Origin of the sequence: Streptococcus panodentis, assembly GCF_017884005.1 — a bacterium.
GTDB lineage: Bacteria > Bacillota > Bacilli > Lactobacillales > Streptococcaceae > Streptococcus > Streptococcus panodentis.
In genome coordinates this window covers 102,291-117,971 of the sequence record NZ_QFAY01000002.1, presented here as the reverse complement: position 1 = coordinate 117,971, position 15,681 = coordinate 102,291, and the positions used below count along the sequence as shown (strand labels likewise).

Sequence of the window (15,681 nt, the reverse complement as noted above, 5' to 3'; positions counted from 1 at the left end):
AAGAGCATTAGCTATTTTGTCAGATAAGCCTCCAGCTCTTCCAAGCTTGAAACCATCTGCGGATAGGCCACCATTGGCCGGGAGATGATAATGCAGTCTATCCCCAGCTCCTGGCAGCCATCAATCTTTTCACGAATCCCGCCGACCGTGCCGCTCTCCTTGGAGACAAAGACATCTGCTCCCGAGCGCAGCAGCAGCTCTTTATTGCACTCCTTGGAAAAAGGAGCCTTGATCGCATCAATCTGGTCTGCGACCAGCCCCAGCTGCTCACAGGCCAAGAGCACCTCTGACGTCGGCAGCACGCGGACGACAATCCGCCGGCCCGGTAAGCCTTCCACAAAGAGCGGCAGGGTCTTGCTGCCGGTCCCCAGATAGACCGTCTGGTAGCCACGCTTGGCGATCTCTGCGATGGCTTCCTGGGTCGAATGCACTACGATGGCTCCGCTCAAATCCAGCGTCGCCTGCCGCTCAAAGCGCAGGTAAGACACACCAGCCAACTCTGCCGCCCGAATGGCTTCCTTGGAAACAATGTCCGCAAAAGGATGGGTGGCATCAATAATCTCGTCTACATCATGCTCTTTGATGAAAGCCGCCATATCCTCAGCAGTCAGCCGGCCCTGAATGACCGGCTGGCCAAACTGAGAAGCCAAGTGCCGGCCGTAGTCTGTGACAACAGAGCTGGTTACATCAATTTTCTTGCGATCCAGCAGTTCTAAAATAGCAGTGCTGTCGGATGTGCCTCCCAGCAGTAATTTCATCATACAGTATACCCTCGAGGTGTAATCATGCGGCCGTTTTTGATATAAGTTTCTTTATTGCCAACGATGACGATGGTGGTCATATCTACCAAAGTCTCATCCAAGTCCTTGATGGTGGTCAGGATGATTTCCTCATCCTTGCGGCCAATGTCTTTTCCGATACCGACAATGGTATCGGCTGACTTGTACTCAGACATGATAGCGAGCGCCTTGGCCAGATGGTCTGGACGGCCCTTGCTCCGAGGATTGTAAAGGCAGACGACAAAGTCCCCTTGAGCGGCCGCATGCAGACGCTTCTCAATCATGTCCCAAGGTGTCATCAAGTCGCTCAGGCTGATATGGCAGAAATCATTCATGAGAGGAGCTCCCATAGCTGCAGCGGCACCCAGACTGGCTGTAATACCTGGAACCACCTTAACTTCTACATCACTAGCATCGCCCAGCAGCTCCAAGATCAAGCCTGCCATTCCATAGACACCGGCATCTCCGCTGGAGACGACTCCGACATTTTTGCCCGTTTCCCTAGCCAAGTCGATGGCCTTTTGGCAGCGGTCAATCTCCTGGCGCATCCCTGTCGCTACGTGCTCCTTGTCCTTGACCAAATCGCGAATCAGTCGCATATAGGTCGAGTAGCCGACAATAATCTCACAGTCGGCTAAAGCAGCCAGCGCTTCCTGCGACATCAATTCTTCCTTACCTGGGCCTAATCCGATAACGTATAGCATATATATTTCTCCTTATATGATAAGATTCTATAATGGCAGTTGGTCCATCAGACCGCCTGCTCTTTTTTGATTTACTTTTTTATTACCGCTTTTGCAAGCGCATAGGTACAGCCGTTTTTGGCAAAGCGCTCGGTCAGGACCTGACCCTGACTGGCCAGATCTGCGCTGGCCAAGGCGACACTGCCGACTCCGACTGCCTGTTTGACAAAGGCAGACTGAGGATAGCGGTCTGCTACGGCAGCCAGCTCTTCCTTGCTGAAGGTCTCAAAGGGACAGCCCAATTCCTGAGCCAAGGCCACAATGGCTGCTTCATCCTTCTTGACATCAATACTGACGATTTTGGCAATCTCATTAGCCGAAATCCCCTGCTGCAAACAGAAGTCCTCAAAGCCTGCACGAAAGACAGCCGGTGCCACATCTTTTCGAGCCCCAACGCCCAAGACATAGGGCCGAGGATAGATGACTGCCAGATTTTCTCTTTGAATAGCTTTTTTATCAGCTGTCAGCAGAATCAGCGGCTCCCTTCCCTTGAGAACAGCCGCCAGCTCTTCCTCATCCACAGGAGTCAGACCGCGAAGGTCGCTGACCCAGTCCTTCTCCTGATAGAAATAGACCGTGCGGCCGCTGCCTAGATAGCTGTTAAAGGGCTTGATGAGCGGCCTCAAATCCGGCCGCCAGCCATTGACCGATTGGGCCAGATTGTCCAGCGCTGTCACATTCTGCACATCCGTTGCTGTCGTAATGACGGGATTGGCACCGAGCAAATCTGCGATTTCGCGCGTCACCTGATTGGCGCCGCCCAGATGACCGCTTAAGAGGCTGATGACATGGGTGGCTTTCTCATCCATGACAATCACGGCCGGGTCACTGGTCTTGTCCTGCAGGACAGGAGCGATGGCCCGCACCACAGCTCCGGCCGCCATGATGCAAATGAGGACATCTACCTGCTGAAAAAGCTGGGCTATCGCCTCCACTGCGCGGCCTTCAATGGCCTTGACCTGATCATCTGCCAGCCGAGGCGTCGTATAGACGGGGACTGCCTTGCCCAGCTTGTCCCGCAGGGTCAGGGCCAGCTCTTTGCCGACAGCTGTCACCGTCACGATAGCATATCTAGCCTGAGAATCACTTGGCATGGCGGCTCTTCCCCCGTCTAAACTCATGCTGAAAATCTGCATGGTAGAGCTTGGAATAGTAAAATTCCTCACCCAAGAAGTCACCGACTAGGATCAGGGCTGTCTTTCTAATCTTAGCTTCCTTGACCTTGTCAGCAATGTTTGTCAAATCGCCAAAGACCTTCTTCTCATCCGGCCAGGTAGCCTTGTAAATAACAGCCACAGGCGTTTCTGGAGGATAGCCGCCCTCTATCAGCTCGCTGACCACCTTTTCGATTCCCTGAACCGACAGGAAGATCGCCATAGAGGTCCGGTGCTGGGCATAGCTCCGCAAAGCCTCCCGATCCGGCACAGGTGTCCGGCCAGCCATCCGAGTGATGATGAGGCTTTGAGAGACTTCGGGCACCGTGTACTCTGTCCCGATACTGGAGGCTGCCCCCAGAAAAGAGCTGACACCCGGCGTACAGTCAAAGTCAATGCCGCGTTTCTTCATCTCCTCGGTCTGCTCCCGAATGGAGCCGTAGATGGAGAAATCTCCTGTCTGCAGGCGAACCACCTCTTTCCCAGCCTGGACTCCGGCCTCCATGACATCGATGATTTCCATCAAATGCATGCTGGCGCTGTCATGAATCTCAGCCCCTTCCTTGCAGTAGCTCAGCAGGTCCGGATTGACCAGAGAGCCTGCATAAATGACCACATCAGCCTGAGACAGCTGCCTATAGCCCTTGAGCGTGATCAGCTCCACATCCCCCGGTCCAGCTCCAACAAAGTGTACTTTGGCCATCAGTCACCCTCCCTTTCTTTTTTCTTACAGGATACAATGATGGTTGGATTTTGAGGCTTGAAATAGTGCCCCTTGCCCAGTCCCGTCCAGCGGCTGGCCTGAACCGAGACAATCTCAAGCTCCTCCCAGTCCATCTGCTCGGCGATTTGGGCTGCTTCCAGAGCATTCTCCAGCAGGATAAAATTCAAAACCAGCCGGCCGCCAGGCTCCATGATCCGAGCGCACCAGTCGAAGATCTCCTGCATATTGCCCCCGGTTCCGCCGACAAAGACTGCATCGAAACTGCCCTCCAGCTCAATCGGCGCCAGTCCTGGATAGAGACGGACATTGCTGCAGCCAAAATGCTGGATATTTTCCCGCGTCAGGGCCAGCGCCTCTTCATTGCGCTCCACGGCTGCTACTTCCAGTTCTGGATAGGTTCGGGCTGCCTGAATTGTGACACTGCCGGTGCCAGAGCCGACATCCAGCATGCGCTTGGCCCGATGCAGCTCCAACTTATCCAAACTGATGGCCCTGACTTCTTCCTTAGTCATAGGGACTTTAGCCCTGATAAATTCCGAATCCTTCATCTAGCACCACCACCACATTCATCTCATAGTCTCTGTCTTCTACCTCACTTGCAGGCAGAATGCTAATGCGCTCATCATCATAGCTCAGCTGCTCACCGATGACCAGCAGCTTATCCAAGCCTCTTTTTATCGCCTCCTGAGCAATCTCATAGGGACCGACTTTCTGGTCCGTCACCATAAAGACCTTTGGCAAACTCATAATCAGGTCAAAGTTAGGTGTCTTGGCATGGCTGCTGGTCAGATAGGCATCGTTCATCGGCAGGGCAATCCTGCTGGCCAGATACTGCATGGCACTGATACCCGGCGAGATAACCACGCGCCCTTTGAATTTCTCTGACAGCCACTTGCCCAAACCATAGATCAGCGGATCACCCGATGCCAGATAGAGGATCTGTTCCTCCTCCCCAAAGCTTTCCAGCAATTCCGCCAGCGCAGCTAATTTTTTAGGAGGGACCAGGCCCTTATCCCGATAAGCCGGCGGCAGGATTTCCAGATGCCGCTCACTGCCTAAAATACGGTCTGCCTTCTCAAAATAGGCTTCCTGACCCAGAAGACCATAGCTCGGATCTCCCGGACCGATTCCGATGACATAAATCATGTCCATTCCTCCTTTATCTGCTCTAGGGGCTGGGTTGAGGCCAGATAGCCTGCCTCGGTCCCAAAGACCACCACTTCAATGCTGACTTCCGGCTTACGATAACGGAGCAGCCGCTCACTTCTAGCCTTGATTTTATCCGCCAAGATCTGATAGACGCCTTCGTAGGAAAAAGCTTCAATAGCTGTTCCAGCTGCCTCGGTCGTCAAGCACTTATCAACTTTTTCCAGCAGCTCCATGGGCGCCCCCATCAGGGCTAGATTAGCCACCAGCGTTTCCATACGGGCATCCGAGTCCTTGCTGTGGGTAGAGAAAATCCCAGCTGCCACCTTCACAAACTTGCCCATGTGCCCCACCATCAAAACCTTGGTAAAGCCGATGCGCTGGACTTCCTTGAGGACATGCCCGACAAAGTTGCTCATATTAACGATGCGCCCGACCGGAATCCCCAAGGTCTTGGTCGCAAAGTCTTCCCCGTAGTTCCCCGGCACCAGAACGACCGAGCGATGCCCTTGATTGTAGAGCATGGTCAGCTCAATAGTGATAGCCGCCTTCCAGCTGTCCTCAGACATGGGATTGACAATCCCAGTCGTTCCGAGGATAGAGATGCCGCCGACAATGCCCAGCCGGGAATTATAGGTCAGCTTGGCCGTCTCCTCCCCTCCAGGTACGGAAATGATAACCCGCGCCCCGCAGTTGGGACCGATAATCTCGCGGACATGCTGCTCAATCATTCGCCGAGGAGTCGGATTGATGGCCGCCATGCCGACATCGCAGGCCAGGCCCTTCTCTGTCACGCGCCCGACTCCCTGACCGCCGTCGATTTCAATCTCTGTCTGATCCGGCAGGAGGGTCACCGTCGAGTAGATCAAGAGTCCATGCGTCGCATCCGCATCATCGCCGCCGTCTTTTTCAATAGCAGCGGTTGCCTCCTCTGCTCCAAAAGAAGACTTGTGAACCTCCATGGTCACTTCCACGCCCGAAGCCGTGTGTACAGTGACCTTTTCTTCTGTTTCCTGGTTTAAAATCATGCTCAGAGCAGCGACGGTTGCTGCCGTTGCACAGGTGCCGGTCGTAAAGCCTTTTTTTAGTTTCTTTCCGTTGACATAAGCGTATTCGTCCATGGTCAGCCCCCTCTCTTTTCTGAAGCCTGCTCAGGTCTGGCAACCCTGAAGCGCTCATAGTCGCTGGTCCCCAGCTCGAGCTGATAGAGGATGGCATTGACCACCGCTGCCGCAATGGTGCTGCCGCCCTTTTGGCCCAGGGCTGCAATTGATGGCACCGCGCTTTCATGCAGCTTGAGCTTGGACTCTGCTGCTCCGACAAAGCCGACCGGCACACCGATGACCGCGTCCGGCTGCAGGCTCCCCTCTTCCACCATGTCCAGTACCTTAAAGATAGAGGTTGGAGCATTGCCAAAGACAAAGAGCTTAGGACCGGCCACCTTAGCCGCATATTCCACCGCAGCCATAGAGCGGGTAATCCCCTTTTCCTTGGCCTCCCGAAAAACTTCCGGCTCATTGACCAGACAGCGATAGGCCACACCCAAGCCATCCAGCAGTTTCTTATTAAAACCGCCCAGCACCATGGTCGTATCGGTAAAAATCGTGCCCCGATGTCGGAGGACATAGAGGATCCTGTCCATGACCTGATTGGAAAACTTGATATTGTAGAGGTAGTCAAAGTCCGCACTGGCAAAGACGACCCGCTTGAGCACCGCTTCCTCGAAAGGATCTGAAAACCGAATATCCGGATGCTCTTGGTCAATGATTTCCTGAATCTTGCTAAAACTCGCTTCTTCTATCTGATGTCCTGCTTTTAGATAAGCCATCTAGCCTTCTCCTTCCTTTTGACTGGACGGTGTAGAGTAGCGGACATAATCGTCCGTCACGACTGCTCTCAGCTGATAGATGACGGCATTGAGGATGCCTACCACAATGGTGCTGCCGCCCTTTCTGCCTAGATTGACAATGGCCGGAAGACCCGACTGGAGCAGCTCTTCCTTGGATTCTTCGACATGGATAAAGCCAACTGGGACACCAATCACCGCGTCGGCTTTGATCCGTCCCTGCTCAGCCAGCTCGATCAGATAGGACAGAGCCGTCGGAGCACCGCCAAAGGCAAAAATCTTGGGCCCTTCAATCCCAGCCGCTACCTCAACAGCCGCCATGGCTCTGGTAATCTGCTTCTCCTTGGCCAGCTGCACCACTTCCTCATCACTGATCAAACAGCGGTAGCTTACACCTAGCTGGTCAAGAACTCGCTTATTAATCCCATTGAGAGAGATGGTCGAGTCCAGCAGGATGGTGCCCTTGGCTCTGAGAACCTCCTCTATCTTTTCCAGAACGCCGTGCTCAAAGCGCATGGTGTAGAGATAGTCAAAATCCCCCGTCGTATGGATGGCCCGCTTGATGATGGATTCTTCCATTTCCGAGCGAAAGACATAATCAGGGTCTTTTTCAGCAATCATAGACTGAATAATTTGAAAGCTCTTTTCCTCGATGGAGGAAGGATTTTGTATATATGCCATAGCTTGCTCCTAGAAATATACTTGCTTTAGTAGGTAAAAAACAGAAAAGAGAATCAGCCCCGTCATGGTGGCGGTATAGAGCAGGGAGACGGCCGTCTGAATATCCTCAGCCTCTACCTGTCTCGCCGCCTGTCCAATGGTCGGCTTGTCCACCAGCTCTCCGTGATAGACATGCGGCCCGCCCAGCTGAATGCCCAAAGCGCCTGCCACAACGGCTTCTGAAAAAGCACTGTTGGGACTGGCATGCTGGTAGCGGTCTCGCCAGCCAATCCGCAGGGCCCCTTTGACATCCAGCAGCAAGATCTGACTGCTGAGAATCAAGAAAAGCCAGGTCAGCCGTGCTGGAATCAGGTTGGCCAGATCATCCATTCTGGCAGATACTAAGCCAATCTTCCGGTATTTGGCCGTCTGATAGCCCACCATCGAATCCAGTGTATTGATGGCCTTGTAGGTCATGGCGAAAACCGGCCCGCCCAGAAAAAGGCAGAGCAGAGGACCAATGACCCCGTCGCTGGTATTTTCAGCGACCGTCTCAATCGTCGCCTTGCTGATTTCCTCTGCTGTCAGCTGAGCCGTCTCCCGACCGACAATCATGCCCACTTGCTTTCTGGCCTCTTCCAAGCTGCCAAACTTGAGCGTCTGATAGACCTTACGAGCCTCAAAGGCCAGACTTTTCGCTGCCAGACTGGCATAAGCCAGGTAGATCCAGACAGCCCAGTAGAGGGCAGGATGGACCAGGCCAGCCAGCCAGAGCAGCCCATAGGTCAGCCCCAGAGACAGACCGACTGTCGTCAGCCAGAGAAAAAGTCCAAACAGATAAGGCGGGAGCGGCCGTTTATTCTGCAAGCGCATACATAAATAAATATAGGAACCCATCCACTTAACAGGATGAGGCCAGCTGTAGGGATCGCCAAGCAGCCAGTCCAGCAAGACAGCCAGAAAAATTGCAATGAGTACCATATCACTTCGCCTCTTTGATGTAGTCCAGCCAGCTGGCCAGCAGCTGCTCGTCCTGATAGAAATGAACATGCAGGTAGCTGGCAAAAGTCCGCCCTTTCTGATAGCCGCCTGTCCAGGCAGCTACGACCTGACCGTCCCTGATCTTCTCCAGCTTGAGGACTGTCTCTTCCTCCGTCTCAAAGACCGAATGGTGAAATTCATGTCCTCTGACCGCTGTCCCTTTGGGACCAAACAGACTGACTGCCTGCGTCTCCGCCTGACAGTAGCCAAAGCTTTTCAAACCGGGAGTCATCAGGCTCTTGCCCTTGAAAATACCGACCATTTCATAGACCTTGCCCTCTGTCTCCAGCCGTTCTCCCAGATACATGAGACCGCCGCATTCTGCGTAGATGGGCCGTCCCTGCTCATGAGCCCTCCGGACCGAAGCCCGAAAGCCGGCATTATCCATCAGTTTCTGCGCATAAACTTCCGGAAAGCCGCCTCCAAAATAATAAGCATCCGCAGCTGGCAATTCCCTGTCTCGCAAGGGACTGAAGGGCAGCAGCTGAACCTTGAGCTCTCTTAGAAAGTCCAGATTGTCTTCGTAGTAAAAGTGGAAGGCATCATCCAAAGCATAGGCCAGAGTCAGCGGCTCATCGTTGCGGATATGAAAAGGATTGGCCATCTGCTTATCCGGCAGTTCTGCCTTTTCCAGCAGCCTGTCTAGGTCAATATGCTCCGCAGCAGCGGCTCCCAGCTCCTCAAAGCGATGGTCCAGATCGTCCATTTCTACATCTGGAATCAAGCCCAGATGCCGCGAAGGAAGCTCTGCTGCCGCATTCTTGGGCAGATAGCCCAGCACTTCTACATCCGTATAGCGCTCAATGGCCCCCTTGATCAGTTCATAGTGGGTCTGTGAAGCCGCCCGATTGATGATGACACCGGCAATGTCCAGATCCGGATCAAAAGTCGCAAAACCGTGCACCATAGCCGCTGCCGAGGTAGAGGTTGCCTTGCCATCGATAATGAGTACAACCGGAATCCCCAGCTTCTTGGCAACAGAAGCCGAAGATGCGCAGTCCTTGTCCGTTCCCAGACCATCAAAGAGCCCCATGACGCCCTCAACCACTGCCACATCCGCATCTCCATGCCATTTATAGTAGGACCAAGCCAGACTCTGATCGTCTGCTATCATAAAACTGTCCACATTCCGTGACGGCCGCTTGGTAATCCGGCTATGATAAGCTGTATCAATATAATCCGGTCCGACCTTATAAGGCTGAACCTGATAACCTCTGTCTGCCAGAGCTTTCAAAATACCTAGGGTAACTGTGGTCTTTCCGACACCGCTGGAAACACCGGCCAGCATCAATTGCTTCATCACTTTACTCCAGATTCGCTGATAAAAAAAGTGCTGCAAAAAATAAAGAAGTTTTATTTTTTGCAGCACCGTTGCTCACATAGATATAGAACAAACACTCCGTTGTGTTCGCTTTCAGTTCTTATATTAAATTTATTTTAATATAAACAACAAAAGCTGTCAAGTTTTTCCTGGAGCACCAGCGAAAAAAGTTAGGTATTTAGGACGTGCTCACTGAAAACTGAGCATTTCTTACAATTCTGTTAAATTAAAAAAACATCAGGAAAAGGAACATTCCTGATGTTTTATTTGAGCATTAGCCCGCATCTTCCTCCACAAACTGACTGTTGTAGAGGTCGGCATAGAAGCCGCGCTGAGCCATCAGTTCATCATGATTGCCCTGCTCGATGATATTGCCGTCCCGCATGACCAAAATCAGGTCGGCATTGCGGATAGTGGACAGGCGGTGGGCAATGACAAAGGAAGTCCGGCCTTCCATGAGCTTGTCCATCGCCTTCTGGATCAGCTCTTCTGTCCGCGTATCGACGGACGAAGTCGCCTCATCCAGAATCAAGAGCGGCGCATCTTTCAGCAGAGCACGAGCGATCGTTAGCAGCTGCTTCTGACCGACAGACAGGCTGACCGTGTCATCCAGGACTGTATCATAGCCCTGCGGCAGGGTCTTGATAAAGTGGTGGACGCCGACAGCCTTGGCAGCCGCAATGACGGCTTGGTCCGGCACATTCTTTTGATTGTAAACCAGATTGTCCTTGATGCTGCCCTCAAAGAGCCATGTATCCTGCAGAACCATGGAAAAGGCATCGTGAACTTCTGAGCGCCTCATCTGCCTAATGTCTACACCGTCAATGGTGATGCGGCCCTTGTCAATCTCATAGAATTTCATGAGCAGGTTGACAATGGTCGTCTTACCAGCACCCGTTGGGCCGACAATGGCAATCTTCTGTCCGGCTTTGGCCTGGGCTGAGAAATCATGAATAATCGTCTGGTCTGGCTTGTAACCGAAGAAGACATCTTCAAAGGCAACATCTCCCTTGACAGCAGCAAGCTGCTGCTCTTTATGCTGGTCATCTTCCATCTCAGGCTCAGCCAGAAATTCAAGGACACGAACCAGTGCTGCACCAGCCTGCTGCAAGACAGTGATACCTTGGGCAATCTGTGACAAAGGCTGAGAGAAGGTCCGCACATAAACCATAAAGGCGACAATAATTCCGATGCTAATAGAGCCATTAATTGCCAGAGCAGCACCAACCAAAATAACCAGCACATAGGCAAAATTCCCCGTAAAGAACATGAGCGGCATCATCATGCCAGAGATAAATTGAGATTTCCAAATACTATTATAGAGATTGTGATTGAGAACTGCAAAGCGCTCCTTAGACTGCTCAATGGCATTATAGCTGGTAACGACATTATGGCCGGAGTACATCTCCTCCACGTAACCGTTGACAGCTGCCAGATCGTTTTGCTGGGCGGTGAAATAACCCTGGGACTTGCCCATAATGAGACCAACAAAGACAAAGCCGACGAGCGTCGAGAGAATGGTTACCAAGGCCAAAATCCAATTCATAAAGAACATGGTGATGGCCACTGCAATCAGCAGTAAACTAGATGACATCACCGTGCCTAGACTTTGGTTCAGCGACTGCCCTACTGTATCCACGTCATTGGTCACTCGTGAAAGTGTGTCTCCCTGCGAATGACTGTCAAAATAGCGCAGAGGCAGCTTGTTAATCTTCTCAGCGATGGCAGTCCGCAGGCGTTTGGAAAAATGCTGGATGACCGTGCTGATAATAAAGGACTGAATGTAGTTGAGAAGGGTCCCGGCCACATAGAGAGCCGCCAAGAAGAAGGAGATTGTTGAGACAGCCTGCAAGTCAATCGTGCTGCCCAATCCCTCTGAAATGAGATTGGTGATTTCTTTCAGCCTTTCCGGTCCATAAACAGTAATGATATTGGAAAGGACCGCTCCTGCAACCGCCAAGACGAGAGGAAGCCGGAAGCCTTTGAGATAGGGCTTCATCTGGCTAAATAATGAAGTTTTCTTATTTTCCATTTTCTAATTCCTCCTTGGATAGCTGTGAGTAGGCGATTTCTTGGTAAACCTCGTTGGCAGCCAAGAGTTCTTTGTGCGTTCCCTGTCCGACCACCTTTCCAGCATCTAATACCAGGATCTGATCGGCATCCATAATGGTCGAAATCCGCTGGGCCACAATCAGCTTGGTCATATCCTGTGTCTGCTCAGCCAGCTCACTGCGCAGAATGCGGTCAGTCTTATAGTCCAGAGCGGAGAAGGAGTCATCAAAGATGAGAATTTCTGGCTTGCGGGCCAGGGCTCGGGCGATGGCCAAACGCTGCCGCTGACCGCCGGAGAAATTCGTACCGCCTTGAGCAACTTCAGCCTGGAGGCCATTTTCTTTTTCTTCTACAAAAGGCTTGGCCTGCGCCAGCTCAAGAGCCTGCCACATTTTGTCATCATCCAGCGGACTTTCTGCACTGTAGCCAAAGTCCATATTGCCGGCAATATCACCAGAGAAAAGCACCGCTTTTTGCGGGATGTAGCCGACCTTATTGCGCAGGTCTTCCAGCTGGTAATCCTGAACATTGACACCATCCACCAGGATCTCTCCTTCGGTCACATCATAGAAGCGGGGAATGAGGTTGACCAGCGTAGATTTCCCTGATCCTGTCGAGCCGATAAAGGCCACCGTCTCACCGGCTTTTGCTGTAAAATTCACATGCTCAATGACAGCCTCAGAATTTTTGGCATAGCGGAAAGAAACATCCTGAAATACAACCTCACCCTTCACGCCTTCTGCTGCTGTCTTGGGATGGGCAGGCGATTCGATAGATGAATGCAGGGCCAGCACTTCATTAATCCGGCCGGCTGACACAATGGTCCGCGGCAGAACAATGAAGAGCACTCCCATGAGCAGGAAGCCCATAACGACCTGCATGGCATAGGACATGAAGACGACCATATCACTGAAAAGCGGCAGGCGGTCCTGCAGGCTGGCAGCCTGAATCAAGTAGGCCCCGATCCAGTAAATGGCCAAAGTCAGACCGCTGGAAATCCCCATCATAATGGGATTCATCATGGCCATGAGCCGATTGACAAAGAGGTTGAGACGGGTCACTTCATCATTGGCCGCTGCAAACTTATTATCCTGATAGTCCTCAGCATTATAAGCCCGAACAACCCGAATCCCAGTCAGGCTCTCACGGGTAACACTGTTAAGCTTATCCGTCAGTTTCTGGATAATCGTCTGCTTGGGAAAGGCCAGAGTCAGGAGGATAACAGACATCAAAACATTGACCGCAACGGCTGCCACAACTGCCAACAGCCAATTTTCTGACTTGCCGATAATCTTGGTCATGGCCCAAATCGCCATAATCGGTCCCCTGGTCACCACCTGCAGTCCCATGGTAATTAAAGTTTGCACCTGAGTAATGTCATTCGTTGTCCGAGTTAGCAAACTAGGAATCGAAAATTTCTTAATCTCCGTCTGCGAATAGTCTAGCACACGGTTGAAAATATCGCTCCGCAAACTCTGGGTAAAGCTAGCTGCTGTACGAGCGGCAAAAAAGCCAACCATGATAGCTGACAGCAAACTAGTAAAGGATAAGCCAAGCATTTTCAATCCCGGTTCCCACAAATCTGCCAAAGTTGTTCCCGACGTCTGCAGTAGTTCTGTAATCGTCGAAATATAGGTCGGAACTTCTAATTCCAAATATACCGTCAGGAAGGTGAAGAGCACACTGAGAACAATCATGCTCACTTCCCTTACCGTCAGCCGTTTAAATAACTTAAACATCTTTCCCTCCATTTTCTAAACTTTCGATATTCTGATAAAACTTGGCCATGACTTGAGAAAAAATCAGCAGTTCCTGCTCAGAAACACCATTCAAAATAGAAAGGTTCATTTCATCAAAAAAGTCACGGATTTTTTTCATTCTTTCCTGCGACTGCGGAGTGAGACGGATATATTTAGCCCGCTTGTCTGTCTTGCCCATTTCCAGCTTGATAAAGCCATTCTTCTCCATCCTTTTCATTAAGTTAGAGGCCACCGATTTGGAAATATCCAACTCCTGCTCAATATCCTTGATAAGGGTATCCTTCCCCTCTTCCATACGACAGGCGACAATATGCAAGACCTGCCCCTGAGGCCCAGCCATGGACTCAATCCCTTGCTCCTTGGCAAGCTTTTCCGCTATGAGATGAATCTTTCGTCCAAAACGCTTCAATTCCAGTAAAGGCTTATCCATACCTGTATCCTTTGTAAAAATAGTTTTCGTGAGAACTATTTTAACACAAGAAAAAAGAAAGTCAAGAAAAAAGTTTCCATGAGAACTATTTTTTCAACAAGAAAAAAAGCGAAGAAAATTTCTTCACCCTTCCTTTCAAACTGACAAACAGCCTAAAAATTGATTGGTCCCGCATTAAAATTTTGAAGAAGAAGCGAGGAATAGAGCCCCTCCAATGATAAGGAGAATGCCTGCAATCCAGCCTATAAATGGAATGGGCGCGATGTTGCTGCTTCCGACGATAAGGAGGACGCCCGCTGCGACACTGAAACGCATTTGACCTTTGTAATAAGCCAAGGAAGTAATTCCCAAGCCCAGAGCTGCCAATTTAATCACCGCTCCCAGTAAATTCAGGCCAGAATCACCTAGTAAGGCTGAAAAAGGAACAAAAAAGATATTCGAGAGCAGCAAAATAGTCCCTCCAATCAAACCAACCAGACCGCTTATCAGTGCTAAAGTTTTTGTTTTCATTTACATCTTGCCTCCTTCAATATTATTCTGCTAATTATCTCTAATTTTAGACGTTTTTTGCAATTTTGTCAAATTTTTCTAAATGATAATCCCTTCCAAATGATCCAATTCATGCTGGCAGATTTGGGCAGGCAGGCCTTTCAAGGTCATGGTCTGCTGCTGCCAATGTTTATCCAGATAATCGACTGTGATTTCCTGATAACGTTGAGTGGGACGGCTTCCAACCAAGGACAGGCAGCCCTCTTCTGTCTTATAAGGGCCTGACTTAGAGAGCAGCACCGGATTAAACATGACTACCGGCACCAAGCCATATAGAAAGATAATGACCCGCTTACGGACACCAATCATATTTGCTGCGAGCCCTATACAGTTTTCTCGATTGGCCTGCAGAGTATCCTGCAAGTCTTGAGCCAGATAAAGGTCTTCTCTGCTAGCCCGCTCAGACAGCTGCTGCAGAAAGAAAATATCTTTGACAATTGCTTTTTCCATTGCTTTCCCTCATAGAGAAGAGCCTGATAAATCAGACCCTATAAGCTTATTTTGCGTGGCGTTCACTAACTTCTTTAGCCAGTACAAAGTTGCCCAGCGTTGCGGAGCCATTTCCAGCCACAGCCGGTGTCACGATATAGTCACGAACATCAGGAACTGGCAGATAGCCATTCAGAAGTACCGTGAATTTCTCACGGACTCGGTCCAGCATATGCTGCTGGGCCATGACACCGCCGCCAAAGACGATGACATCCGGCCGGAAAGTCACCGTAGCCTGGATAGCCGCCTGAGCGATATAGTAGGCCTGAATATCCCAGACCGAGCTGTTGAGCTTGATGTTTTCGCCGCGGATGCCAGTCCGGGCCTCTAAACTGGGACCAGCTGCCAATCCTTCCAAGCAGCCATTATGAAACGGACAGACGCCGTTGAACTCTTTTTCAACATCCATGGGATGCTTGGCCACATAGTAATGGCCCATCTCCGGATGACCGGTGCCGCCGGCAAATTCCCCTCGCTGAATCGCTCCGGCACCGATACCCGTACCAATCGTATAGTAGACTAGGTTTTCGATGCGCCCGCCGGCATTATTGCGGGCGACCACTTCACCGTATGCTGAGCTGTTCACATCCGTTGTAAAGTAAATCGGCACATTGAGGGCTCGGCGCAGAGCTCCCACAATATCTACATTCGCCCAGTGGGGCTTAGGGGTTGTTGTAATGTAGCCATAGGTGGGCGAGTTCTTGTCAATGTCAATAGGACCGAAAGAACCGATGGCCAAGCCAGACAGACCGTCAAAACGGGAGAAAAATTCAATCGTTTTGTCCAGCGTTTCAATAGGAGTGGTCGTCGGAAACTGTGTTTTTTCCACCACTTCAAAATGTTCATTGCCAACAGCACAGACAAATTTGGTGCCGCCGGCTTCTAAACTTCCGTATAATTTCGTCATTATTACAGAACCTCTTTTACAATTTGATTTATACTCTATCCATTATAGCATATCTCGAACAGACTTCCTGTCAAAAATCA

General features: G+C 51.0%; 17 protein-coding genes. All 17 read right to left on the bottom strand.

Annotated elements, in window-relative coordinates; all coding sequences use genetic code 11:
- Positions 1–11 precede the first annotated feature (11 nt).
- The 17 genes from cobK to scrK all read right to left on the bottom strand — a co-directional run bounded on the left by cobK (position 12) and on the right by scrK (position 15,601).
- Positions 12–761, bottom strand: a complete 750-nt coding sequence (gene cobK / locus DHL47_RS01555; RefSeq protein ID WP_209550667.1) for a precorrin-6A reductase — start codon at positions 759–761, stop codon at positions 12–14.
- Positions 758–1,483, bottom strand: a complete 726-nt coding sequence (gene cobJ / locus DHL47_RS01550) for a precorrin-3B C(17)-methyltransferase (RefSeq protein ID WP_128834403.1) — start codon at positions 1,481–1,483, stop codon at positions 758–760. Before cobJ ends, cobK begins: the two co-directional genes overlap by 4 nt.
- A 71-nt stretch (positions 1,484–1,554) precedes the next feature.
- Positions 1,555–2,616, bottom strand: a complete 1,062-nt coding sequence (cbiG, locus tag DHL47_RS01545; protein WP_209550666.1) for a cobalt-precorrin 5A hydrolase — start codon at positions 2,614–2,616, stop codon at positions 1,555–1,557.
- Positions 2,606–3,379, bottom strand: coding sequence for a cobalt-precorrin-4 methyltransferase (locus tag DHL47_RS01540; RefSeq protein ID WP_209550665.1), 774 nt, complete (start codon positions 3,377–3,379; stop codon positions 2,606–2,608). The genes cbiG and DHL47_RS01540 overlap by 11 nt, the downstream gene beginning before the upstream one ends.
- The gene (locus tag DHL47_RS01535) at positions 3,379–3,948 is read right to left on the bottom strand and encodes a decarboxylating cobalt-precorrin-6B (C(15))-methyltransferase (RefSeq protein WP_209550664.1); all 570 of its coding nucleotides are present in this window, start codon (positions 3,946–3,948) and stop codon (positions 3,379–3,381) included. Before DHL47_RS01535 ends, DHL47_RS01540 begins: the two co-directional genes overlap by 1 nt.
- Complete coding sequence (locus DHL47_RS01530; protein WP_209550663.1) at positions 3,920–4,552, bottom strand: cobalt-precorrin-7 (C(5))-methyltransferase; 633 nt, start codon at positions 4,550–4,552, stop codon at positions 3,920–3,922. Before DHL47_RS01530 ends, DHL47_RS01535 begins: the two co-directional genes overlap by 29 nt.
- Positions 4,543–5,667, bottom strand: coding sequence for a cobalt-precorrin-5B (C(1))-methyltransferase CbiD (gene cbiD / locus DHL47_RS01525; RefSeq protein WP_209550662.1), 1,125 nt, complete (start codon positions 5,665–5,667; stop codon positions 4,543–4,545). The genes DHL47_RS01530 and cbiD overlap by 10 nt, the downstream gene beginning before the upstream one ends.
- 2 nt (positions 5,668–5,669) lie before the next feature.
- On the bottom strand, positions 5,670–6,374 hold the full coding sequence (locus tag DHL47_RS01520) for a cobalt-precorrin-8 methylmutase (protein WP_209550661.1): 705 nt from the start codon (positions 6,372–6,374) through the stop codon (positions 5,670–5,672).
- Positions 6,375–7,073 carry a cobalt-precorrin-8 methylmutase gene (locus DHL47_RS01515; RefSeq protein WP_209550660.1) on the bottom strand — a complete coding sequence of 233 codons (699 nt, stop codon included), beginning with the start codon at positions 7,071–7,073 and terminating at the stop codon, positions 6,375–6,377. It abuts the gene before it with no gap.
- 9 nt (positions 7,074–7,082) lie between these two features.
- Positions 7,083–8,033 carry an adenosylcobinamide-phosphate synthase CbiB gene (gene cbiB / locus DHL47_RS01510; protein ID WP_128834410.1) on the bottom strand — a complete coding sequence of 317 codons (951 nt, stop codon included), beginning with the start codon at positions 8,031–8,033 and terminating at the stop codon, positions 7,083–7,085.
- 1 nt (position 8,034) lies between these two features.
- Complete coding sequence (locus DHL47_RS01505) at positions 8,035–9,393, bottom strand: cobyrinic acid a,c-diamide synthase CobB (RefSeq protein ID WP_209550659.1); 1,359 nt, start codon at positions 9,391–9,393, stop codon at positions 8,035–8,037.
- 295 nt (positions 9,394–9,688) lie between these two features.
- Positions 9,689–11,446, bottom strand: a complete 1,758-nt coding sequence (locus tag DHL47_RS01500) for an ABC transporter ATP-binding protein (RefSeq protein ID WP_209550658.1) — start codon at positions 11,444–11,446, stop codon at positions 9,689–9,691.
- Positions 11,436–13,205, bottom strand: coding sequence for an ABC transporter ATP-binding protein (locus DHL47_RS01495; RefSeq protein ID WP_209550657.1), 1,770 nt, complete (start codon positions 13,203–13,205; stop codon positions 11,436–11,438). The genes DHL47_RS01500 and DHL47_RS01495 overlap by 11 nt, the downstream gene beginning before the upstream one ends.
- A complete protein-coding gene (locus DHL47_RS01490) occupies positions 13,198–13,656 on the bottom strand; it encodes a MarR family winged helix-turn-helix transcriptional regulator (protein ID WP_002913878.1) in 459 nt (152 codons plus the stop codon). Before DHL47_RS01490 ends, DHL47_RS01495 begins: the two co-directional genes overlap by 8 nt.
- Before the next feature lie 174 nt (positions 13,657–13,830).
- On the bottom strand, positions 13,831–14,166 hold the full coding sequence (locus DHL47_RS01485; RefSeq protein WP_002903845.1) for a hypothetical protein: 336 nt from the start codon (positions 14,164–14,166) through the stop codon (positions 13,831–13,833).
- Positions 14,167–14,244: 78 nt separating this feature from the next.
- The gene (locus DHL47_RS01480; protein ID WP_002910562.1) at positions 14,245–14,655 is read right to left on the bottom strand and encodes a peptide deformylase; all 411 of its coding nucleotides are present in this window, start codon (positions 14,653–14,655) and stop codon (positions 14,245–14,247) included.
- A 46-nt stretch (positions 14,656–14,701) separates the two neighbouring features.
- Complete coding sequence (gene scrK / locus DHL47_RS01475; protein WP_128834422.1) at positions 14,702–15,601, bottom strand: fructokinase ScrK; 900 nt, start codon at positions 15,599–15,601, stop codon at positions 14,702–14,704.
- Between the last annotated feature and the right edge of the window lie 80 nt (positions 15,602–15,681).